General features: G+C 68.6%; 24 protein-coding genes. 15 read left to right on the plus strand and 9 right to left on the minus strand.

The window, feature by feature from the left end; all coding sequences use genetic code 11:
* Positions 1-3 precede the first annotated feature (3 nt).
* The 5 genes from KF887_12575 to KF887_12595 all read left to right on the plus strand — a co-directional run bounded on the left by KF887_12575 (position 4) and on the right by KF887_12595 (position 2,932).
* Positions 4-477: a YbaK/EbsC family protein gene (locus tag KF887_12575; protein ID QYK40261.1), complete on the plus strand. Its 474-nt coding sequence runs from the start codon at positions 4-6 to the stop codon at positions 475-477.
* A gap of 129 nt (positions 478-606) precedes the next feature.
* Positions 607-1,056, plus strand: a complete 450-nt coding sequence (locus KF887_12580; GenBank protein ID QYK40262.1) for a DUF2852 domain-containing protein — start codon at positions 607-609, stop codon at positions 1,054-1,056.
* 51 nt (positions 1,057-1,107) lie between these two features.
* A complete protein-coding gene (locus tag KF887_12585; GenBank protein ID QYK40263.1) occupies positions 1,108-1,557 on the plus strand; it encodes an RDD family protein in 450 nt (149 codons plus the stop codon).
* 74 nt (positions 1,558-1,631) lie between these two features.
* A complete protein-coding gene (locus KF887_12590) occupies positions 1,632-2,501 on the plus strand; it encodes an arginyltransferase (protein ID QYK40264.1) in 870 nt (289 codons plus the stop codon).
* Entirely contained in the window at positions 2,498-2,932 is a 435-nt protein-coding gene (locus KF887_12595) for a VOC family protein (protein QYK40265.1), read from the plus strand. The genes KF887_12590 and KF887_12595 overlap by 4 nt, the downstream gene beginning before the upstream one ends.
* Here the strand turns inward: KF887_12595 and KF887_12600 are convergent.
* From KF887_12600 to KF887_12610, 3 genes are all read right to left on the minus strand, one after another.
* Positions 2,904-5,258: a TRAP transporter large permease subunit gene (locus KF887_12600; GenBank protein ID QYK40266.1), complete on the minus strand. Its 2,355-nt coding sequence runs from the start codon at positions 5,256-5,258 to the stop codon at positions 2,904-2,906. The genes KF887_12595 and KF887_12600 overlap by 29 nt on opposite strands.
* Positions 5,259-5,271: 13 nt before the next feature.
* A complete protein-coding gene (locus KF887_12605; GenBank protein QYK40267.1) occupies positions 5,272-6,189 on the minus strand; it encodes a C4-dicarboxylate ABC transporter permease in 918 nt (305 codons plus the stop codon).
* Positions 6,190-6,281: 92 nt separating this feature from the next.
* Entirely contained in the window at positions 6,282-7,370 is a 1,089-nt protein-coding gene (locus tag KF887_12610) for a twin-arginine translocation signal domain-containing protein (GenBank protein QYK40268.1), read from the minus strand.
* Between the two features lie 190 nt (positions 7,371-7,560).
* On the opposite strand from KF887_12610, the gene KF887_12615 reads away from it, so the two are divergent.
* The 7 genes from KF887_12615 (at position 7,561) to KF887_12645 (ending at position 14,842) form a co-directional block, all read left to right on the plus strand.
* Positions 7,561-8,985 carry a cache domain-containing protein gene (locus KF887_12615; GenBank protein QYK40269.1) on the plus strand — a complete coding sequence of 475 codons (1,425 nt, stop codon included), beginning with the start codon at positions 7,561-7,563 and terminating at the stop codon, positions 8,983-8,985.
* On the plus strand, positions 8,982-9,623 hold the full coding sequence (locus KF887_12620) for a response regulator transcription factor (protein QYK40270.1): 642 nt from the start codon (positions 8,982-8,984) through the stop codon (positions 9,621-9,623). Before KF887_12615 ends, KF887_12620 begins: the two co-directional genes overlap by 4 nt.
* Positions 9,624-9,646: 23 nt before the next feature.
* Positions 9,647-10,033 carry a VOC family protein gene (locus tag KF887_12625; GenBank protein ID QYK40271.1) on the plus strand — a complete coding sequence of 129 codons (387 nt, stop codon included), beginning with the start codon at positions 9,647-9,649 and terminating at the stop codon, positions 10,031-10,033.
* 84 nt (positions 10,034-10,117) lie between these two features.
* Complete coding sequence (locus KF887_12630) at positions 10,118-11,035, plus strand: calcium/sodium antiporter (protein ID QYK40272.1); 918 nt, start codon at positions 10,118-10,120, stop codon at positions 11,033-11,035.
* Positions 11,036-11,166: 131 nt separating this feature from the next.
* Positions 11,167-11,508 (plus strand): hypothetical protein, encoded by a 342-nt coding sequence (locus KF887_12635; GenBank protein QYK40273.1) that lies wholly within the window; start codon positions 11,167-11,169, stop codon positions 11,506-11,508.
* Position 11,509: 1 nt separating this feature from the next.
* Positions 11,510-12,772, plus strand: a complete 1,263-nt coding sequence (locus KF887_12640; protein QYK40274.1) for a PqqD family peptide modification chaperone — start codon at positions 11,510-11,512, stop codon at positions 12,770-12,772.
* A gap of 315 nt (positions 12,773-13,087) precedes the next feature.
* Complete coding sequence (locus tag KF887_12645; GenBank protein QYK40275.1) at positions 13,088-14,842, plus strand: acetolactate synthase 3 large subunit; 1,755 nt, start codon at positions 13,088-13,090, stop codon at positions 14,840-14,842.
* A 140-nt stretch (positions 14,843-14,982) separates the two neighbouring features.
* On the opposite strand, the gene KF887_12650 is transcribed toward KF887_12645, so the two are convergent.
* Positions 14,983-15,618, minus strand: a complete 636-nt coding sequence (locus KF887_12650; protein QYK40276.1) for a hypothetical protein — start codon at positions 15,616-15,618, stop codon at positions 14,983-14,985.
* A gap of 85 nt (positions 15,619-15,703) precedes the next feature.
* Between KF887_12650 and ilvN the strand changes: the two genes are divergently transcribed.
* Positions 15,704-16,264 carry an acetolactate synthase small subunit gene (ilvN, locus tag KF887_12655; protein QYK40277.1) on the plus strand — a complete coding sequence of 187 codons (561 nt, stop codon included), beginning with the start codon at positions 15,704-15,706 and terminating at the stop codon, positions 16,262-16,264.
* A gap of 8 nt (positions 16,265-16,272) precedes the next feature.
* On the opposite strand, the gene KF887_12660 is transcribed toward ilvN, so the two are convergent.
* From KF887_12660 to KF887_12675, 4 genes are all read right to left on the minus strand, one after another.
* Entirely contained in the window at positions 16,273-17,049 is a 777-nt protein-coding gene (locus KF887_12660) for an enoyl-CoA hydratase/isomerase family protein (protein ID QYK40278.1), read from the minus strand.
* 70 nt (positions 17,050-17,119) lie between these two features.
* Entirely contained in the window at positions 17,120-17,539 is a 420-nt protein-coding gene (locus KF887_12665; GenBank protein ID QYK43566.1) for a cytochrome c-type biogenesis protein CcmH, read from the minus strand.
* A gap of 68 nt (positions 17,540-17,607) precedes the next feature.
* Positions 17,608-19,581 carry a heme lyase CcmF/NrfE family subunit gene (locus tag KF887_12670; protein ID QYK40279.1) on the minus strand — a complete coding sequence of 658 codons (1,974 nt, stop codon included), beginning with the start codon at positions 19,579-19,581 and terminating at the stop codon, positions 17,608-17,610.
* A gap of 111 nt (positions 19,582-19,692) precedes the next feature.
* Positions 19,693-20,124: an Lrp/AsnC family transcriptional regulator gene (locus KF887_12675; GenBank protein ID QYK43567.1), complete on the minus strand. Its 432-nt coding sequence runs from the start codon at positions 20,122-20,124 to the stop codon at positions 19,693-19,695.
* Positions 20,125-20,232: 108 nt separating this feature from the next.
* Here KF887_12675 and rocF point away from each other — a divergent pair, with 108 nt between their 5' ends.
* Together rocF and KF887_12685 are read left to right on the plus strand one after the other, a co-directional pair.
* Positions 20,233-21,156 (plus strand): arginase, encoded by a 924-nt coding sequence (rocF, locus tag KF887_12680; protein QYK40280.1) that lies wholly within the window; start codon positions 20,233-20,235, stop codon positions 21,154-21,156.
* Between the two features lies 1 nt (position 21,157).
* Positions 21,158-22,192: an ornithine cyclodeaminase gene (locus tag KF887_12685; GenBank protein ID QYK40281.1), complete on the plus strand. Its 1,035-nt coding sequence runs from the start codon at positions 21,158-21,160 to the stop codon at positions 22,190-22,192.
* A gap of 57 nt (positions 22,193-22,249) precedes the next feature.
* Here the strand turns inward: KF887_12685 and KF887_12690 are convergent, their stop codons facing one another.
* Entirely contained in the window at positions 22,250-22,519 is a 270-nt protein-coding gene (locus tag KF887_12690) for an usg protein (GenBank protein ID QYK40282.1), read from the minus strand.
* Positions 22,520-22,651 lie beyond the last annotated feature (132 nt).

A 22,651-nucleotide genomic window follows, 5' to 3' on the forward strand; every position in this document is an offset into this window, starting at 1 on the left:
CGGATGAGCAAGAGCCTGGAACGCGTGCGTGCCGCCCTGCGGGCGGGCAACGTGATGACCGAGCCGCTGGAAATGCCGACCGACACCCGCACCGCACAGCAGGCGGCGGATGCGGCGGGCTGCGCGCTGGACCAGATCGTGAAGTCGATCCTGTTCGCCGGTCCCGATGCGCAGCTGTTCCTGTTCCTGACCGCTGGCGGAAACCAGGTCGATCCGGCGTCCGCCTCGGCCCTGGCAGGGGTACCGCTGGGTCGTGCGGACGCGGGTCAGGTGCGTGCGGTCACGGGTTTTGCGATCGGCGGCGTCGCCCCGATCGGGCATCTTTCCCCCCTGCCCGTCTGGATGGACCCCCGCCTGATGGACTTCGCGCAGGTCTGGGCAGCCGCCGGAACGCCGCGCCACATCTTCCGGATCGCACCGGATCAGCTGCGCGCCTTGGCCAGCGCCACTGTCGCACCCTTCTGCGCGCCGTCCTGAACGACACGCGGACCTGTCGCGCAGCCCGATGTGAATTTCTTTAACATACCCCCTTGAACCCGAGGGCAAGGCATCCGATGTTGGCGATGTGAAGATGATAAACATTCACGTCGAACCGGAGGACCACCGATGTATGACACGACCACCCACTCTTCCGCATCCGGCGGCTTCTCCGGATGGCTTCGGCGGGCCGAAGACTGGCTCGATGCGCGCGGCAAGGCCGCCTGGATCGTCGCCATGGTTCTGGGCTTCGTTGTCTTCTGGCCGCTCGGCCTTGCCCTTCTCGCCTACATGATCTGGAGCAAACGCATGTTCAGCCGATCCTGCGGCCATCGCCGCCAGCACCTCGATACCGCCCGCGCAGCCTTCCGCAGCTCGGGAAACACCGCCTTCGACGCCTACAAGGCCGAGACCCTGCGCCGCCTGCAGGACGAACAGGAGGCGTTCGAGGCCTTCCTGCAACGCCTGCGCGACGCCAAGGACAAGACCGAGTTCGACACCTTCATGAACGAACGCGCCCGCCAGGCGACCGCCCCGGCGCCCGACGCGCCCCCGGCGAACCCCGCCGCCGGCTACTGACCAGACCGCCCCCCGGCCCACGCCGGGGGGCCCTTGCTTGCAGGTGACACGATGCTGCCCTTCCCCTCATCCCTTCCCGATCCCGAACGTCACGCGGCCTTCTATGCGGGCACCGCGTCGCGCAGGGTCGTCGCCTGGGTCGTGGACAGCCTCGCCACCGCGATCCTGACGGTCGTTATCCTGCCCTTCACGGCCTTCACCGGCCTGTTCTTCCTGCCGCTCCTGTTCGCCACCGTGAATGCGGCGTGGCGCTGGGCGACGCTGGCCGCGTGGTCGGCGACGCCCGGCATGGCGCTGGCAGGGATCGAGTTGCGGGGGTCCGACGGCGGACGCCTGGACGGCGGCACCGCCTTCCTGCACACGTTGGGCTATGTCCTGTCCTGGACATTCGTCCTGCCGCAGATCCTGTCGGTCGCGCTGATGGCCACCTCGGGGCGGGGACAGGGCCTGACCGACATCGTCATCGGCACGGCGGCGATCCGGCGCCCCGGTTCCGTCTGAACCCGCCACACACCCCCTAGGCGAGCGCTTGGGGGCTTGCTAGGCTGGCGCGTCGAAACCCGGTTCCTCCCCTGATGCGCCACACCCTTCCGCTCGCCCCGCAGTTCTATGTGACGGCCCCCCAGCCCTGCCCCTATCTCGACGGGCGGATGGAGCGGAAGCTGTTTACCGCACTCCAGGGCGAACACGCGCAGAAGCTGAACGACACCCTGTCCAAGCAGGGCTTCAGGCGCAGCCAGAACGTGCTCTACCGGCCGTCCTGTGCGGAATGTTCGGCCTGTCTGTCGGCCCGCATCCGGGTGGCCGACTTCCAGCCCAACCGCACCCAGCGCCGGATCCTCCGGCGCAACGCGGATCTGCGGCGCAATGCCACCAGCCCCTGGGCGACCGAGGACCAGTTTGCGCTGTTCCGGCGCTATCTCGACGCGCGCCATGCCACCGGGGGCATGGCCGACATGGACATCTTCGAGTTCGCCGCGATGATCGAGGAAACGCCGATCCGCAGCCGCGTGATCGAATATACCCGCATCCCCGATCCGGATGCGACCGGCGAACAGGGCGCGCGGGTGCTGACCGCGGTGTGCCTGACCGACGTGTTCGACGACGGGCTCAGCATGGTCTATTCCTTCTACGATCCCGACATGACGTCGCGCAGCCTTGGCACCCAGCTGATCCTCGATCATGTCGACATCGCGCGCGAGGCGGGCCTGCCCTATGTCTATCTGGGCTACTGGGTGCCCGGCAGCCGCAAGATGGGCTACAAGGCCGCGTTCGACGCGCTGGAGATCTACAAGGGCGGGCGCTGGCAGGACATCGGCGACCCCTCGCGCCACCGCACCGAACTGCACCCGCTGTCGGTCGATCCGATCGCGGAACAGGTCGCGCGCATCAGCCTGCCCGACGGCCGCCCCGCCCGCGATCCGGTCCCCCGCGACGGCAAATGACGGCGGTGGCCACCATCGCACTGGTGGTGCCCGACTATGACGAGGCCATCGCGTTCTTCGTCCGGGGCCTGGGGTTCGACCTTCTGGACGACATCGACCAGGGCCACAAGCGCTGGGTGCGCGTGGCACCTCCGGGCGGAGGTGGCGCAGCCCTGTTGCTGGCGCGCGCCGAGACGGCGCAGCAGGCCGCCGCCGTGGGAAACCAGGCCGGTGGCCGGGTGTTCCTGTTTCTGGAGACCGACGATTTCGCGGCGGAAGCGGCGCGCCTCACTGCCGCAGGCGCCGTCTGGGAAGAGCCGCCGCGCGACGAACCCTATGGCCGCGTCGCGGTCTGGCGCGACCCGTTCGGCAACCGCTGGGACCTGATCGAACCGGCGCGCGCCCCGGACAGGGGCGCACCGGTCAGCCCAGCAGGCGCGGCACGATCGTGACCACCTCGGGGAACAGGTAAAGCAGCACCAGCGCGACCACCTGGATCACCACGAAGGGAATCACGCCCTGATAGATATGGGCCGTCGTCACCTCCTTCGGCGCCACCCCCCGCAGGTAGAACAGCGCGAACCCGAACGGCGGCGTCAGGAACGAGGTCTGCAGGTTCACCGTGATCATGATCGTCACCCAGGACGGATCGAAGGTGCCGCCATAGATCACGGGCCCCACGATCGGCACGACGATATAGATGATCTCGAGGAAATCGAGCACGAAGCCCAGGATGAACAGCACCAGCATGACGATCAGGAACACCGTCAGCTCGCTGTCATAGCTGCGCAGGAACGACTGGATGTAGTGCTCGCCGCCGAACGAGATCAGCACAAGGTTCAGGATCTGCGATCCGATCAGGATGGTGAACACCATCGAGGTCACCTTGGCCGTCTCGCGCACCACGGACGGCAGGATCCTGGCGCGCAGAAGGACCCAGCAGGCATACAGAATGCCCGCCATCATCGCGCTGTAGGCGGCAACGGCGACGCCCCAGGCGACCCACTGTTCGGTGGTCGTGCCATCCAGTTGCACCCGAAGGTCAAAATTGATGCCGACCAGCAGCATGATGACCAGCGCGAACGCCGTCATCACCACCACGGCACCCGACCGACCCTCGTCCTGCAACCGGCGATAGGCCGCCAGCAGCATCGCGCCGCCCGCACCCAGCGCCGCCGCCGGGGTCGGGTTGGTGATGCCGCCGAGGATCGACCCCAGCACCGCCACGATCAGCACCAGCGGCGGGAACACCACGCGGATCAGGTCGTTCCGCCCCAGCATGCCCACCGCATGCCAGCAGCCCCACAGCGCCACCGCCAAAGGCGCCGCCAGCACCACCCAGGTGAACCCGGGCGAGGCGCTCGGGGCGATCAGCGCGACATCGGCCAGAAGCGCCACGCCCAACCCGGCCAGACCGATCCAGAGCGGGCGATGATCGCCCGACGGGGCGACGCCGCGCGCCGTGGTCAGCACCAGCGCCAGCAGCAGCACCAGCGTGGCGACCCCGGTGCCGACCGGTGCGCGCGACGCCAGCCGTTCGGCCTGCGCCGCCGTCCGTTCCTCGGGGGTCAGCGCCCGCGCCTGCGCCACGCCGCCCGCCGTATTGATGGCCTCCTGCTGCGCGACGGCGCGGTCCCATTTTTCCTGCCCGTGCAGCGCGATCATGCTGGCCTTGCAGCGTTCGGGCACGTTGGTGCGCAGTTCGGCCGTCTGGCCCGCATCGGAAAAACTGTCGACCGTCAGGTTCTGGCTGCCCACCAGGTTCACCTGCATCGCGATGAGCAATCCGCCGATCAGCGCCACCGGCACGCCAAGGAACCAAAGCGTCGCCTCGCGCCGCGTGATGACCTCGCCACGCGCGCCCGACGCCAGTTGCACCGCAGGCGCCTTCGCAGGATTCAGCAGCGCAAAACCGAAGGCATAGGCGGCGTAGAGCACCGCCAGCAGGATGCCCGGCAGGATGGCCGCCTGGAACAGGGTGCCAACGGAAATCACCGCTGCCTTGCCCAGATAGGTCAGCGCATCGGTGCAGCCTGCCGCCTGCGCCCGGGTTTCCTGCCCGGCGGCGTAAAGGTCGCCCGCCATGGTGCCCAGCAGCACGATCACGATCGACGGCGGAATGATCTGCCCCAGCGTCCCGCTGGCGGCGATCACCCCGGTCGCAAGCTGCGGCGAATAGCCCGCGCGCAGCATCGTCGGCAGCGACAGCAGGCCCATCGTCACTACGGTGGCACCGACGATGCCCGTCGACGCCGCCAGGAACGCCCCCACCACCACAACCGAAACCGCAAGCCCCCCGGGCAGCGGCCCGAAGACCCGTGCCATGGTCGTCAGCAGGTCGTTGGCGATGCGTGACCGCTCCAGCGTGATGCCCATCATCACGAACATCAGGACGGCCAGCAGCGTCTCGATCGACTGCCCCGCGATCACCCGCTCGTTCATCCGGTTCACGATGAACGACAGGTTGCGGTCCATCGCCTGTTCCCAGCCGCCAGGGAATATCGCCTGCTCGACGCGCGGCAGGTCGGGATATCGGAAGGTGGTGATGTCGATGGTCGGGATGCCCGCCGCGATCAGGTCGCGATAGCCCTGCGACGAGGTGTCGATGGCCTGGTGGATCAGCAGCCCCGCGCTGTCCAGCGAGGCGATGATCCCGAAGCTGATGACGCCCGCACCGCCGATCGCAAAGGCCACGGGAAAACCCGAAACGATTCCCGCGAACAGGCAGAGGAACACGATGATGAGACCGACCTCGATCCCGTCCAGTCCGAAAGGCATGGTGCGTGTCCCCTCAGTGCGTCGGCTTGATGGTGGCGTCGGGTATGCTGTCGCGGTCGAGATGCTTGCCGTCGCTCGCCGGGCCCTCGCGCCATTCGAGCCAGCTGCGCCAGAAGAATGCCCAGGCATGCAGGAACACGAGCAGGCAGTAGGACACCATCAGCACCTTGAACAGGAAGTAGGCGTTGAACCCGTTGGGCGAGAACCCGATGGTCTCGACGTTCCACTTCATCACATTGGCCTTGCGCATGATCTGCTCGATCGATTCCGAGGCGGAAACCTTGGGCGTGACAAGGCTGCGCCACAGGAAGAACCAGGCATAAAGCCAGGTCAGCACCGCCGCCGGGATCATGAAGAACAGCGCACCCAGCATGTCGATGACCTTCTTCGTGCGGAACCGGGCGCCCGCATACAGCAGGTCGACCCGCACATGGCCCGACTGAACGAAGGTGTAGGTGACGCAAAGGCAGACGACCATCGCGTTATAGAGCTTCAGTTCCTCCGACCACCAGGACAGGTCGAACCGCAGCAGAACGGGGCCCGGGATGACCGGATAGCCGAACGGCGCAAAGGGGCCGAACTCGATGGACGAGACGCGAAAGATCCGCTGCAGGAAGATGATGATGATCTGCTGCAGCACCATCAGGAACCCGGCCCAGGCAAAGAACCGGCCGATGCCGTTGGCAAAGAACTCCAGCCCCCGCACCAGCCGCCACAGGAAACCGTTCCAGATCAGGCCGCAAAGCGTCAGAACCAGGAAGAACGTCAGGACAACAAAGAAGAACTCGACCGAGGCGCCGTAATAGATCACCCGCCCCACCGACTGCATGTTCGACCAGTCGAGCCACAGCGACGGCTGCGTCACCGCGCGGAAGAAATTGACGAAGGCCAGCCCGATACTCTGGAGGACCCAAAGAATCCCGTCGATCATGGCGTATTCCCCTGCCCGACACCGATGACGCCCATGCGCCGGAAAACCCCCGGCCACTGGGCCGGGGGTGTCATGTCACGCGGATCGCCGGATCAGCCGCCCAGAACGCGGTCGCGCTGCGCGGTGTAGGCGCCGTCGGTCAGCTTCAGCCAGGCCGAGGACGACTTCATCGAGGCCATCGCGCTGTCGTAGATCTTCTTGTACAGTTCGTCGCCCATGTATTCGGCATGCACCTCGTCCGTGGCCTTGCCGAAGGCATCCCACACGTCATCGGGGAAGCTCAGCACCTTCACGCCCGCCGACTGCAGGCGGGCAAGCGCCGCGCCGTTGTTGGCCAGGAACTGCGACAGGTTCCACTGGTGCCCCTCGCCCGCGACGATCTCGCAGATCTTCTGCTGCGCGGGGGTGAAGCTTTCGAACACATCGCGGTTGAAGGCCAGGCTCAGGCCCGCGCCCGGTTCGTGGAAACCGGCGGTGTAGTAGATCTTGGTGATTTCCTGGAAGCCCATCTTCTCGTCGGCCCAGGCCCCGATCCATTCGGTGCCGTCCAGCGCGCCCGAGGACAGCGCCTGATAGATCTCGCCGCCCGGGATGTTCTGGACCGAGGCCCCCATCTTGCCCAGCGCACGCCCGCCAAGGCCCGGCATCCGGAACTTCAGCCCGTTGAAATCCGCCGCCGAGTTGATCTCGTTGCGGAACCAGCCGCCGCCCTGCGCCCCGGTGTTGCCCGCCAGGAACGACTTCAGCCCGAAGATCTGGCCAAGCTCGTCATGCAGCGCCATGCCGCCGTCCTGATAGTACCAGTTCGACAGTTCCTGCGCGGTCATGCCCATCGGCACGGCGGTGAAGAACGCATAGCCCGGATGCTGGCCGACGAAATAGTAGTCGGCACCGTGGTACATGTCGGCCTGGCCGCTGGTGACCGCGTCGAACACCTCGAAGGCGCCCACAAGTTCGCCCGCCGCCTTCAGGTCGACCGTCAGCTGGCCATCCGTCAGCGCCGTGATCATGTCGGCGCTGCGCTGCGCGCTGTCATGCACCCCGGCCAGACCCCGGCCCCAGGTGGTGACCAGCGTCAGGGTGCGGTTGCCCTGCGCATACATGGGGGCGGCAAGCGTCGAGGCGGCGGCGGCTGTGGCGCCCCCCACGGTGGCCTTCTTCAGAAATGAACGGCGATCCATCGGATGGTGTCCTCCCGGTTGACATGTTGGGCCCGGCCTTCGCGCGGGCCGTTCTTATGAAGTGGCCGGACCGTAACGGCAGGAGCGCGGCAGGGGAATACCCACGACTACGGAGCAGCCGCCCCATTCTGCGCCCCGTTGACGGATGGCGGGCCGCGCCGCATCCTGCGCCGGTCGGGGATGCAGGGCGATGCAGGACGGCGAAAGGACCAAGACGCGGCTGTCCTATGGCCAGAAGCTGTTCCTGCTGGCGACCCTGCCGCTTGTCCTGTCGATGGCCCTTCTCGCCGTTCTGGTGACGCGCGAGGCGCGCGAGGTCTCGGAACGCGAGATTGCCGGGCTCGAAGCGCAGCTTCTCGCCGCCAAGCGGGCCGAACTGCGCAACTACCTGCACATCGCCCGCACCGCCTTCGGTCCGATCTATGGCAACGCCCTGCCCCATGACGAGGCCGCCAAGACCCGCGTGGCCCAGATCCTCGCCGCCATGACCTACGGCACCGAGGGGTTCTTCTTCGTCTATGACTATGACGGCCGGAACATCGTGTCGCCCCGCCAGACCTGGCTGATCGAGCGGAACTGGGCCGGGCTGACCGACAGCCAGGGCACCCCGGTCGTGGATGTCCTGATCCGGCTGGCGCGCCAGGGGGCGGGCTATCACGAATATGTCTGGCCCAAGCCCTCGTCCGGGCGCGAGGCGCAGATGATCGCCGCCGTGATCGGCCTTCAGGACTGGCGCTGGGTGGTCGGCACCGGCGTGTTCGTCGACGACGTGCTGGCCTCGGTCGCCGCCGCCCGCGCGGAATCCGAGGCGCGGGTGACGCGCACCTTCATCTATATCGGCCTGATCACCGCGGCCGCGGTGCTGCTGGTGTTCCTGTCGGGCCTTGTCATCAACATCCGCGAACGGCGGCTGGCTGATGCCAAGCTCAAGGCCCTGACCCAGCGCATCTTCGAGACACAGGAGGAAGAGCGCGGCCGCGTCGCCCGCGAACTGCACGATTCGATCAGCCAGCTTCTCGTCGGTGTCCGCTACACGCTGGAACTGGCGCGCCGCCGCTTTTCCTCGGGCGATGCGCGGGCGGGCGACAGCCTGAACGAGGGCATCGATGCCCTGGGCGGCGCCATGCGCGAGGTGCGGCGCATCAGCCGCGACCTGCGGCCGGGCGTGCTCGACGACCTCGGCCTCGGCCCGGCCATCCAGGCCCTGTCCGAGGAATTCGGACGGCGCACCGGAATCGAGGTGGTGTTCGAGACCGTCCCCTTCCGCAACCGTCTGGACAGCGAGGCCAAGATCGCCCTCTACCGCATCGCGCAGGAGGCGCTGACCAATGTCGAACGCCATTCCGGCGCCACCCGCGTGCAGATGCTGGTGCGCGGCACCAAGACCGGCGCGGTCCTTCGCATCCAGGACAACGGCCGCGGCATGCCGCAGGGCGGGCGCGAGGGCACCGGCCTTGGCCTGCGCAACATGGCCGAGCGCGTCGAACGGCTTGACGGCACCCTGCGCATCCTGTCATCGGCAGGCGGAACGGTGATCGAGGCGCAGGTGCCGCTGTCGCACATGCTGCCCCCCACCGGATCGGCGCAGACCGGGGCATCGGGAGGGGTGGCATGAACATCGACCGCACGCGCGTGGTGATCGTGGACGATCACCCGATGGTGGCCCAGGGCATGCGCCGCATTCTGGAAACCTATGACGACATCGAGGTGGCGGGCACCCTGGCCAACGGACGCGAGGCCATCGACCGCGTCGTCGATCTCGACCCCGACGTGATGCTGCTCGACCTGAACATGCCGCAGGTCAACGGGCTGACCGCCACCGAGATGATCCTCGAACGCCGCCCCGACACGCGCATCCTGATCCTCAGCATGCACGACAGCCCCGAATATGTCTCGACCGCCCTGTCGCACGGCGCGATGGGCTATGTGCTCAAGGACGTGCCGACGGAAGAGGTCAAGACCGCGATCGACGCCGTCATGCGCGGCGAACGCTATCTGTGCACCGGGGCCTCGGCCTGCCTGGCCCCGCGCGATGTCGGCGGACGCGAACCGCTCACCTCGCGGGAACAGACGATCCTGCTGGAACTGGCGCAGGGCCGGTCCAACAAGGAGGTGGCGCTGGCGCTGGACATCAGCGTCCGCACGGTCGAGACGCACCGGAAGAACATCAAGCGCAAGCTGGGCATCGCCTCGACGGCGGGCCTGACGCGCTACGCGCTGGAACATGGCGTGCTCCAAGGCACCGGCCGCTGATGGCCGCGACAGGGGGGACGCGCATGTTCAGCTATGTCTGCATCGGGACCGATGACATCGACCGGGCCCGGACGTTCTGGGATGCCGTGCTGGCACCGCTGGGGCACCGGCGGATCGACGGATATGACGACCAGACCTCCTCGGCCTGGGGCACCGGCGATCCCGGCCCGCATCTGTGGGTCACGCGCCCCTTCGACGGTCGCGCGGCAGCCCCCGGAAACGGCACGATGGTCAGTTTCCTGGCCCCCGACCGCGCGGCGGTCGAGGCCTTCCATGCGGCCGCGATGGACTGCGGCGGCACCAGCGAAGGCGCCCCGGGCCTGCGGCCGCACTATGGCCCGGGCTTCTTTGCCGCCTATGTCCGCGACCCTGACGGAAACAAGGCCGCCGCCGTCCACTACGAAAAATAGTTCGCCCGACCCCTTTCGCCCGGCCAGCCGAGGCGCCATCTGGCGCAGGGCTGTGCCGCCGCCAGCCGCAGACCGGAGTTTGCCTTGACCTATCTCTTGTTCGTCCTCGGCCTTTGTCTTCTGTTCTTCGGTGGTGACTGGCTGGTGAAGGGCGCCTCGGCGATCGCGCTGCGCTTCCGCGTGCCGCCGCTGGTGATCGGGCTCACCATCGTCGGCTTCGGCACCTCGACCCCCGAACTCCTGGTGTCCGTGCAGGCCGCGCTGGCGGGCGCGGGCGGCATCGCGCTCGGCAACGTGGTCGGATCGAACCTGGCAAACATCCTGCTGATCCTCGGGCTCTCGGCCGCCATCGGGCCGCTGGTTGCGTCCTTCACCGAACTGCGGCGCGATATCGTCTGGATGCTGGCCGCGTCCTTCGCACTGCTCCCGATCCTCTGGGACGGGCAGGTCGGCCGGGTCGAGGGCGTGATCCTGCTGGCTGGCATCGCGGCCTACCTGGGCATGGCGCTGATGCGCGTCGGCACGGCGGACCACACGGCCGACGTTGTCGTCATGCCCGCCCTGCGCGCCACGGTGATGGTGCTGGCCGGTCTCGTCGCGCTGATGGTCGGCGCCAACCTGATGGTCAACAGCGCAACCGAGATTGCCCGCGCCTTCGGCGTGTCCGAGGCGGTCATCGGCCTGACCATCGTCGCCATCGGCACCTCGCTGCCCGAACTCGCCACCTCGGTTGCCGCCGCCCTGAAGGGCCAGCGCGAGATCGCGCTGGGCAATGTCATCGGCTCGAACGTGTTCAACGTGCTGGCGATCCTTGGTGCAACCGCCGTCATCGCCCCGTTCGGCGCCGAGGCGCGGTTCCTGTCGGTCGACGTGCCGGTGATGCTGGCGGTCTCTGTCCTGCTGGTCGCCATCCTGCGCTTCTCGGGCGGCATGCCGCGCATCGCCGGCATCGGCTTTCTGATGCTCTATGCCGTCTATGTGGCGGGCATGGCGGTGGCCTGACAGACCGGCGCCGGGGTCACGAACCTTCACGGATCCGTCATATTTCCGGGCAGCCGGGAAGAAAAGCCCGACATCCTCGTTTCCCCTGTGTCGCCGATCACCCGGCGGCGCACATCGGAAAGGAGAATGACATGACCGGAAAGACCGAGACAAAGGCCATCAGCCGCCGCGCCATGCTGCGGCGTCTGGGGCTGGCGGCGGGGGCGGCCTATGTGGCCCCGGCCATGGTGGGCTTCAACGCGGCACATGCCTCGGGCGCATCGGGGGCATCGGGCGGGTCGGGGCGCGGCCGGGGCGGGTCGGGTGCCAGCCGTTCGGGCCCCAGCCGTTCGGGCCCCAGCCGTTCGGGCCCCAGCCGTTCGCGTCCCAGCCGTGGCCGCACCGGGCGTTCGGGGGCCTCGCGTCCCGGCCGTCGCGGCGGCGGTTCGGCCGAGGCCGACCTGATGCGGATGCTGCGCCGCCTCGGGTTCTGAGATGCGGCCCCGCACCGCGACAGCGGTGCGCGGGCACCGGGGGCGCCCCGCCCCCGGTCGCCCCGCGCCCGACCTGCGCCACCTGCGGTTTCCCGGCGTGGCGGCGCCCGTCGTCCTGCCCAGCCCGTCCGATGCCATGGCGCAGGCCCTGGCGCGCTGCCTGTCGGGCTGGACGCCCGCGCCCTGGGGCGGCACCGCGCCGCGCCCGCTCTGCGCCACCCTGCCCGACCCCGGCACGCCCGGCCACTATGTCCACGCCGCCCGCGACCTCGATCCGCCGCTGACCGGCTTGCCCGCCGCCTCGGCGGTCTGCGCCGTGGTGGCGGATCTGGCGATGGGTTTCTGCGACGCCCTGCCCGGCGGCATCGGCCTGCACTGCGGCGCCGTCGAGATCGGCGGCTGCCTGATCCTGCTGACGGGGCGGCACAAGGCGGGCAAGAGCACGCTGGTCGCCCGGCTGTCCGCCGAACCCGGCGCACGCACCGTCTGCGACGATGTCCTGCCGCTCGATGCCCACGGGCGCGCCATCGCGCTGGGCATCCCGCCGCGCCTGCGCCTGCCGCTGCCCCCCGGGGCGGGGCCGGTTCTTGCCGGCCACCTGGCACGCCATACGGCGGTCGCCGACGACCGCTACGCCTATCTGTCGCCCCCGAACCTCGTGCCCCACGGCACGCGCCTGGCACCCGGCGCGCTGATCCGCCTGCATCGCGGCGCGCCCGGCACACCCGCGCGCCTGCACCGCATGGACCGGGCCGAGGCGCTGCACCTGATGCTGTCGCAATCGCTGTCCTGCTTCGCCTCGGCCGAGGATGCCTTTGCCCGCGCCGACCGGATGACGGCGGGCCTGCCCGCGATGACGCTGGTCTACGCCGATCTCGACGATGCGGCGGCCCTGCTCGTCGCGGCCTTCGCGGAAGGCGCGCAGCCCGATCCGGCCGCCCCCCTGCCCGCCACCGACGACATTCCCGCCGCCGCGCCCCTGGCGCCCGGCACCCCGGTGGCGGCGGTGGCCGGCTGCGTGCTGCGGCGGCGCGATGGCGGCGCCTTCCTGTGGCGCGCGGGCGACATGCGCCTGTGGCGGCTGAACCCCGTGGCGCAGGCGGTCTGGACGCTGATCGCCGAAACCCCGGGCGGCATCGCCCCGGCCGCGATTGCCGCAACCCTCGCCGACGCCTTCCCCGACACCCCGCCGCAGGCGATTCTGGCCGATATCTGCGCCATCACGGGGGCCCTTGCCGCAGAAGGCTTTGCGGAATCGGCCTGAAAGGCCCCTTGGACGCAACTTTCTTCCGAAATTCGGGGCTCATGCGACATGAACACACGAAACACCGGCTTTCGGCCCATTGACGGCCCCACGCACCCCGCCTATGGTGCCGACCGTCAGCGAAGGGGCGAAGGCGGATGGCCGTACTTCTTGTCATCGTAGGGATTGCGCGCATGGGCCGGTGACGGTTTGACCATCACGGTTCCCATGCGCCCCCGGTCGGACCCGCCCGGGGGCGTTTCGTTGACATGAGGGTCGCGCCACGGGCGCAGACGGACGGATCGCAGGACAGACGGATCGCGGAAGGAACGGAAGATGACGAAGGCGATGACGGGCGCGCGGATGGTCGTGCAGGCGCTCAAGGATCAGGGCGTGGATACCGTGTTCGGCTATCCCGGCGGCGCTGTCCTGCCGATCTATGACGAGATCTTCCAGCAGAACGACATCCGCCACATCCTTGTGCGCCACGAACAGGGCGCCGTCCACATGGCCGAGGGCTATGCCCGTTCCACCGGCAAGCCCGGCGTCGTGCTGGTCACATCCGGACCCGGCGCCACCAATGCCGTGACCGGCCTTGTCGATGCGCTGATGGATTCGATCCCGCTGGTCGTGCTGACCGGCCAGGTTCCCACCTTCATGATCGGCACCGACGGGTTCCAGGAGGCCGATACCGTCGGCATCACCCGCCCCTGCACCAAGATGAACTGGCTGGTGAAGGACACCGCGAAACTGTCCGACGTCATCCACCAGGCCTTCCATGTCGCCACCCACGGCCGCCCCGGCCCGGTCCTGGTGGACATTCCCAAGGACGTGCAGTTCGCCACCGCCCCCTACACCCCGCCGCAGAAGGCGCGCACCGCGCATTACCAGCCCCGGGTCAAGGGCGACATCGACGCCATCAGCCGCATGGTCGAGATGATCGAGACCGCCGAACGCCCGGTGTTCTACACCGGCGGCGGCGTCATCAACTCGGGCCCGGCGGCCAGCCAGCTCCTGCGCGAATTCGTCGAGGCGACGGGTTTCCCGATCACCTCCACCCTGATGGGCCTCGGCGCCTATCCGGCCAGCGGCAAGCACTGGATCGGCATGCTGGGGATGCACGGGCTCTACGAGGCCAATCTGGCGATGCATGGCTGCGACCTGATGATCAATATCGGCGCACGCTTCGACGACCGCATCACCGGCCGCATCAAGGATTTCAGCCCGGGCTCCGCCAAGGTCCACATCGACATCGACCCCTCGTCGATCAACAAGGTCATCCGCACCGACGTCGGCATTGTCGGCGACGTGGCCCATGTGCTCGAGGATGCGCTGCGCATCTGGAAGGCGCGCGGCCGCAAGGTGAACAGGACGGCCCTGGCGCAGTGGTGGACGAAGATCGGCGAATGGCGCGCGGTCAAGTGCCTGACCTACAGGCCCAGCGAAACGACGATCAAGCCGCAATACGCGCTCGAACGGCTCGAGGCGCTGACCCGGGGCATGGACCGCTACATCACCACCGAGGTCGGCCAGCACCAGATGTGGGCCGCGCAGTTCCTGCACTTCGAAGGCCCGAACCGGTGGATGACCTCCGGCGGCCTCGGCACCATGGGCTATGGCCTGCCCGCCAGCATCGGCGTGCAGATCGCCCACCCCGAGGCGCTGGTGATCAACGTGGCGGGCGAGGCATCGTGGCTGATGAACATGCAGGAGATGGGAACGGCCGTTCAGTTCCGCGCGCCCGTCAAGCAGTTCATCCTGAACAACGAACGCCTGGGCATGGTGCGCCAGTGGCAGGAACTGCTGCACGGCGAGCGCTATTCGCATTCGTGGAGCGAATCGCTGCCCGATTTCGTGAAGCTGGCAGAGGCTTTCGGCTGCAAGGGCATCAAGTGTTCCGACCCGAAGGACCTCGACGACGCGATCCGCGAGATGCTGGCCTATGACGGCCCGGTGATCTTCGACTGCCTCGTGGAAAAGCACGAGAACTGCTTCCCGATGATCCCCTCGGGCAAGCCGCACAACGAGATGCTGCTGGGCGATGCCGATACCCAAGGGGTGATCGGCGCCAAGGGCGCGGTGCTGGTATAGGCGCCTCCGGGGGGCACCGTCGCCCCCAAGGGTCCCGCCTGTTGGCGGACTGCAATCGCGGACTGGTCAGGCTCGGCCACGGCGGCCCCGCAGGCGGCGGGGCACGCAACACAGCAGGATGAACGCCGATGCGCGCCGATCTAGCGCTGCCACTCCCGGACCAGCTTGCAGTCGAACCTGCCGGCAGACAGCGCCTCGTTGAAGGCGGCGGGCGCCATCTGTTCGCGGTAGTTCTTGCTGGCCAGCCGCTTGTTGCAGGTCAGCAGCGCGTCCTTGCGCGCCGCGTCGCGGGTCTTGTGACCCCAGGCCACGCCCCAGTTGCCGCCCCGGTCGGCCGCCACCGCGAACCAGCTTCCCGCACCGCCCTTGCCCATCGACCGCGACAGTTCCCGCGACAGCGTCGCATTCACGTTGGGCAGCGCCTTGCCCTGCCCCTTGGGCGCCCCGGCGGGCAGGATCACGGCATAGAGCACGCAGCGCGCGCCCTTGGCCTTCTGGAAGGCCTCGCAGTTGCGGCGGGCCGAGGTCTTGGCATCCTCCAGCCGGTGCTCGTCCACCCACCAGCTTGCGTCATCCGATCCGGTCGAGATGTAGAAGGCGCCATGGAATTCCCGCGCACGGCTCTTGAACCGGCCGAATCCGCTGCGCTGGTTCGGGCCAAGCTGGGCATTCGACATCACCTTGACGCCGCCCTGCGTGTAGACCGACACCTGTGCCGGGGCCACGGCGGCAGACAGGGCCAGGGTCAGGATGGCTGCGAACAGGCGCTGAAACATTACCGAAACCTCCACTTGCGGCTTGCAACGAACCGCGCGTGATCTTACGGGGCGCCAGCGCCCCAAGGCAAAGGAAAACCGACCCATGTCTCCGCTGAACATCCGCAAGGGCGCCTCCAGCCACTCCGCCTACGACCTGCGCGACCCGAACGCCGAGGTGATCGAGACGCATACGCTGGCCGTTCTGGTCGACAACGAACCGGGGGTCCTGGCGCGGGTGATCGGCCTGTTCTCGGGGCGCGGCTACAACATCGACAGCCTGACCGTGGCCGAGACCGACCACACCGGGCATCGCTCGCGGATCACCATCGTCACCTCCGGCACCCCCGCCGTGATCGACCAGATCGAGGCGCAGCTTTCGCGCATGGTGCCGGTGCACGAGGTCCATGACCTGACCGCCGAGGGTCCGGCGGTGCAGCGCGAACTGGCGCTGATCAAGGTGGCGGGCAAGGGCGACCACCGCATCGAGGCGCTGCGCCTGGCCGAGATCTTCCGGGCGAACGTGGTCGACTCGACGCTGGAAAGCTTCGTGTTCGAGATGACGGGCACACCCGAGAAGATCGACGCCTTCGCCGAACTCATGCGTCCCCTCGGCCTGCGCGAGATTGCCCGCACCGGCGTTGCGGCGCTGGCGCGGGGGGTCTGACGCCGCGCCTACCGCCCCTCGAACCGCGCCGGGCGCTTTTCCAGGAACGCGATCACGCCTTCCTTGAAATCCTGCGTCTGCCCGCAGGCTCCCTGCCGCTGCGCCTCGAGGTTCAGCTGCGCCTCAAGGTCGTTGCTCCAGGTCGCGCGCAGCGCGGCCTTGATGCCCGCATAGGCCTGCGTCGGCCCCGCCGCCAGATGCGCCGCCCGGCCCGCCACATGCGCCGCGAAATCGGCATCCGGCACGCATTCCCAGATCATCCCCCAGTCGGCCGCCTGCCGGGCGGCGATGCGGTCGGCGAACAGCATCGCCCCCATCGCCCGCGCCTGCCCGATCTGCCGTGGCAGCAGCCAGGTGCCGCCCGCATCCGGCATCAGCCCGATGCGCGTGAAGGCCTGGATGAAGCTGGCGCTCTCGCAGGCGATCACCACATCGGCCATCAGCGCCAGGTTCGCCCCCGCCCCCGCCGCCGTGCCGTTCACCGCCGACACCGTCGGGATGGGACAGTCCCAGATCGCCCGCAGCAGGGGTTCGTACTCGTCGCGCAGCGTGCGTTCCAGATCGGCCGAGGACAGCCGCGCGCGGTCGCCCAGGTCCTGCCCCGAACAGAACGCCCGCCCCTCTCCGGTGATCACCAGCACCCGCGCGGCCCGGCCCGCCTCGCGCACCGCATGCAGCAGTTCCGCCCGCATCTGCGACGACAGCGCGTTCATCACGTCCGGCCGTGCCAGCGTGACGGTGGCCACCCCCGCCGAAATCTCGCTGCGGATGGTTTCATAGATCATGGCGCGCTCTCCCTGCCTGCCCGGCGCGATCATGGCGCGGGCCGCGGCGCGGGAAAAGCGGAACCCCGCGTCACTCGCGCGTGAGTTCGGAAATCCGGCGCTCTTCCTCGGCGGTCAGCGTGCCGGCGTCCTCGGGCGCCGACCGGCGGCGGCGCAGATAGGCAAAGGCCACGCCGCCCGCCGTCAGCAACAGCACCGGCCCCGCCAGCCACAGCGCCAGATTTGCCCCCTGCGCCGGCGGGTTCAGCAGCACATAGTCGCCATAGCGGTCGACCAGATAGGCCAGCACCTCGGCATCCGTGTCGCCCTCCACCAGCCGCTCGCGCACCAGCAGCCGCAGGTCGCGCGCCAGTTCGGCATTCGAATCGTCGATGTTCTCGTTCCGGCAGACCAGGCAGCGCAGCCCCTTGCTCAGCGCCCGGGCACGGGCCTCCAGCGCCGGGTCGTCCAGCACCTCGTCCGGCTGGACCGCCAGGCCCGGCATCGCCATCAGCCACAGCGCGGCAACCGCCGCCAGCACGCGGGCCGGGCCCCGCCCCGATCGGGCGCGCGGCCCGCTCATTCGGCGGGCACCCCGGCCGCAGTGTTCCGCCGCGCCCCCGCCGCCACGCGATAGCGCCGGTCGGTCAGGCTCAGCAATCCGCCCAGCGACATCAGGAACGCGCCGCCCCAGATCCAGTTCGCAAAGGGCTTGATGTAGCTGCGCACCGCCCAGCCCCCGCCGTCCTGCCGGTCGCCGATCACCAGATACAGATCGCGCCAGAATCCGATGTCCAGCGCCGCCTCGGTCGTGGGCATCCCCGCCACCGGATAGACGCGCTTTTCCGGCGTCAGCGTCGCCACCGGCCGACCGTCGCGGGTGACCTCCATCACCGCCATGGTGGACAGGTAGTTCGGCCCCTCGACCGCGCGCACATCCACCAGCGTCACCTGATAGGGGCCCAGCGGAAAGGCCTCGCCCTCGCGCGCCACGCGGATGTCCTCGGTCACCCAGGCGTTCATCGCCGCGCAGGCAAAGACCGTGATCCCAAGCCCCGCATGGGCCACCGCCTTGCCCCAGTCGGCACGCGGCAGCCGCGTCAACCGCCCCAGCCGCGCCGCCAGGCCCTCGCGGCCGGTGCGGGTCCAGATGTCGGCCATCGCCCCGAACACCACCCAGGCCCCCAGCAGTGCCCCCACCGGGCCCAGCGCCGAACGCCCGGTCTGCATCGCAAAGGCCAGCCCCATCACCGCCACCGCCAGGATCGCCGCCGGGACCAGCGGGCGCAGCCCGCGCCCGAACGTCCCCCGCTTCCACGCCAGCATCGCCCCCACCGGCAGGATGGCCGACAGCAGCACGAAGAACGGCGAGAACGCGGCGTTGAAGAACGGCTCACCCACGCTCAGCTTGGCGCCCCAGCCCATCTCGGCGACCAGCGGCCAGATCGTGCCGATGAACACCACAAGGCAGGATACCGCCAGGATCACGTTGTTCGCCACCAGCGCGCCCTCGCGGCTGACCGGCGAGAACACGCCCTTTGCCTCCATCGCCCCCGCCCGCGCCGCGAACAGCACCAGCGCGCCCCCCAGGAACACCCCCAGGATCAGCAGGATGAACACGCCGCGCTCGGGGTCGTTGGCAAATGCATGGACCGAGGTGATCACGCCCGACCGCACGATGAACGTGCCGATCAGGCTGAACCCGAAGGCCATGATCGCCAGAAGGATCGTCCAGGCCTTCAGGCTTTCCCGCTTTTCCACCACGATCGCCGAATGCAGCAGGGCCGCCGCCAGCAGCCAGGGCATGAAGCTGGCGTTCTCGACCGGGTCCCAGAACCAGAACCCGCCCCAGCCCAGTTCGTAATAGGCCCACCACGACCCCAGCGCGATCCCGATGGTGAGGAAGATCCAGGCCGCCAGCGTCCAGGGCCGCACCCAGCGCCCCCAGGCCGCATCCACGCGCCCCTCGATCAGCGCCGCCACCGCAAAGGAAAACGCCATGCTCAGGCCGACATAGCCGAGGTACAGGAACGGCGGATGGAACGCGAGGCCCGGGTCCTGCAGCAGCGGGTTCAGGTCGCGCCCGTCGAACGGCGGATCGGCCAGCCGCAGGAACGGGTTCGAGGTCAGCAGCATGAACAGCAGGAACGCCACCCCGATCATCCCCTGCACCGCGATCACCCGCGCGCGCAGCCGGTCGGGCAGGTTGCCCCCGAACCACACAGCGCAGGCCCCGAACAGCGCCAGGATCAGCACCCACAGCAGCAGCGACCCCTCGTGGTTCCCCCAGACGCCCGAGATCTTGTAGATCATCGGCTTCAGCGTGTGCGAATTCGCCACCACCAGCGCCAGGCTGAAATCCGAGGTGACGAAGGCCCAGGTCAGCGCCGCAAAGGCAAAGCCGACCAGCAGCACCTGCACCGTGGCCGCCGTCTCGCCCGCCGCCATCCACCCGGTCCAGCCCCGCGCCGCGCCGACCAGCGGCATGACCGACTGCACCAGCGCGACGCACAGCGCCAGGACCAACGCGAAATGCCCAAGCTCGACGATCATGCCGTTCCCCCACCTGTGGTGCCGATCCTAGGCCATCCCGCGCCCGCCCGCCACGCCCTGCGCGCCGATGCCGCGGCAGCCTGACGAAACGGTGAACCCGCCGCCCGCCCCCTACCGGCGCCCCGCCCGCCGGGTGGACAGCAGCAGGTTGGTCTCGCTGGTCATCACGCCCTCGACCTCGCGGATGCGAAAGATCACCTCGTCCAGCTCCGCCAGCGTCTGCGCCCCCAGTTCCGCGATCAGGTCCCAGCGTCCGTTGGTCGAATGCACCGCCAGCACCTGCGGAAACCCCGCCAGCCGCGCCATGATCCGCTCGGCCCCCCGTCCCTCGATCCCGATCAGCATCAGCGCCCGCACCGGCGCGGTGCCCGCGTCGCCCCGGGTGACCACGGTGAACCCGGCGATCTCGCCGCGCGCCACCAGCCGCTCCATCCGTGCCCGCACCGTCGCCCGGCTCATCCCCAGCCGGTCCGCCAGATCGGACAGCGCGGCGCGGCCGTCGCGCCGCAGTTCGGCAACCAGACGCTGATCCACATCGTCCAGCATGGTCATTTCCCCCGCCGTTCCGGACAATCCCCTGACCGTATCGACAATAACGCTGCTATGATCCTCCGCAAGACGGTCACATCATCCCGGCAAAAGGAGCTTTCCATGGCCAGATGCATCCTCATCGGCGCCCCCATCGACAGCGGGCAGAAGCGCCCCGGCTGCCTGATGGGCCCGGCCGCCTACCGCGTCGCGGGCCTCGACCGCGCCATCCGCGACCAGGGCCATGCCGTGGCCGACTGGGGCGACCTCGGCCTGCCCGCGCTGCGCCCCGCCGACTGCCCCAATCCGGCCGTGCATGCGCTGGCCGAAACCGTGGGCTGGACGGAAATCCTGATGGACCGCGTCGATGACGCCCTGTCCGAAGGCGGCCTGCCGATCGTCATGGGGGGCGATCATTCGCTGGCGCTGGGTTCGGTCGCCGGGGCGGCGGCCCATGCCGCCCGCGCCGGCCGCCCGCTGTTCGTGCTCTGGCTCGACGCGCATTCCGATTTCCACACGCCGCTCACATCGACCAGCGGCAACCTGCACGGCACGCCCGTGGCCTATGTCGCCGGGCGCGACGGGTTCGATGCCTTCCCGCCCTTCCCCGCCCCCGTCCCGGCCGACCGGATCTGCCTGTTCGGCATCCGCTCGGTCGATCCGGCCGAACATGCGGCGCTGCTGGCCCACAACATCACCCCCGTCGACATGCGCAGGCTTGACGAGCTTGGCATCGTCGCGCCGCTGCGCGCCTTTCTCGACCAGGTGCACAGGGCGGGCGGCAACCTGCATGTGTCGCTCGACGTCGATTTCCTCGACCCGGCCATCGCCCCCGCCGTGGGCACCACCGTGCCCGGCGGCACCACCTTCCGCGAGGCGCATCTGGTGATGGAACTTCTCCACGAATCCGGCCTCGTCACCTCGCTGGACCTGGTGGAACTGAACCCGTTCCTCGATGACCGCGGCATGACCGCGAAACTGATGGTCGATCTTGTCGGCAGCCTGATGGGCCGCAAGGTGTTCGACCGCCCCACACGGAGCAAGTGACATGGCGCTGAACCTCGTGCCCTTCGTCAGCGTCGACCACATGATGCGGCTGGTCCTGCGGCTGGGCATCGAACGGGTGATGACCGACCTCGCCGCCGAGATCGAGGCCGATTTCCGCCGCTGGCCGCTGTTCGACAAGACGCCGCGCGTCGCCTCGCATTCGGACGTCGGGGTGATCGAACTCATGCCCACGTCCGACGGGCAGACCTATGGCTTCAAGTATGTCAACGGCCACCCCGGCAACATGAAGCGCGGGCTTCAGACGGTGACGGCCTTCGGCCTGCTGGCCGATGTCGAGACGGGCTATCCGGTGCTGCTGTCGGAAATGACCATCCTCACCGCCCTGCGCACCGCCGCCACCTCGGCGATGGCGGCCCGCTGGCTCGCCCCGGCGGGCGCCACCACCATGGCGATGATCGGCAACGGCGCGCAGGCCGAATTCCAGGCCCTCGCCTTCAAGGCGATCTGCGGCATCACCGAGGTGCGGCTCTACGACATCGACCCGGCCGCCACCGCCAAATGCGCCCGCAATCTTGCCGGGCGCGGGCTCGCCGTGGTGCCCTGCACCACCGCGCAAGAGGCGATGCTGGGGGCGCAGGTCATCACCACCTGCACCGCCGACAAGTCCAACGCCACCATCCTGACCGACAACATGGTCGGCGCGGGCGTCCACATCAACGGCGTCGGCGGCGACTGTCCGGGCAAGACCGAACTGCACCGCGACATCCTGATGCGGTCCTCCATCTTCGTCGAGTACCCGCCGCAGACCCGGATCGAGGGCGAGATCCAGCAGCTTGCCCCGGACCACCCGGTCACCGAGCTTTGGCAGGTCATCGCAGGCAGCGCGCCCGGGCGCCGCGGCGCGGCCGAGGTCACGCTGTTCGACAGCGTGGGCTTCGCCATCGAGGATTTCGCGGCGCTGCGCTACGTCCATGGCAAGCTGGCGGAAACCGGGCTCTGCCAGCAGCTCGACATGATCGCCGACCCCGACGACCCGCGCGACCTGTTCGGCATGATCCTGCGCGCCGCCGCCTGACCGCGCCAGACGCAGGCCAGACGCCTGCCATACGCGGGCCAGACCGTTAACCTTTCGTCAGTGAAGCCGGAATTCGCCCTTGACGTTGCGCCACTCGCCCGGCGCGATCAGCTTGCGATGCGTGAAACGGATCGAATGCAGCGGCCCCTCGATGCGTTCCTGCCAGAACTCGATGAAGCCGAACAGCTTCGGATAGTCCGGCGCCAGATCATAGTCCTGCCAGACGAAGGTATTGAGAACATTACGATAATCGGGCATCCGGTAAAACAGTTCGGCCGTCGTCAGGCCATATCCCTTCAGCATCAGTTCGGTCTCGGTCGCGGGCATTCCTTGCTCCTGTGTTGGCCCCTGGTTTCCGATGATGCGCCAAACGATTTTATTTTCAACAATAACAACATGTTGTCACTCATCACCGGTGGCTGACACAAGGCGCGGACCGCGCGCATTGCCCCCATATCC

Source organism: Paracoccaceae bacterium (assembly GCA_019454225.1).
GTDB lineage: Bacteria > Pseudomonadota > Alphaproteobacteria > Rhodobacterales > Rhodobacteraceae.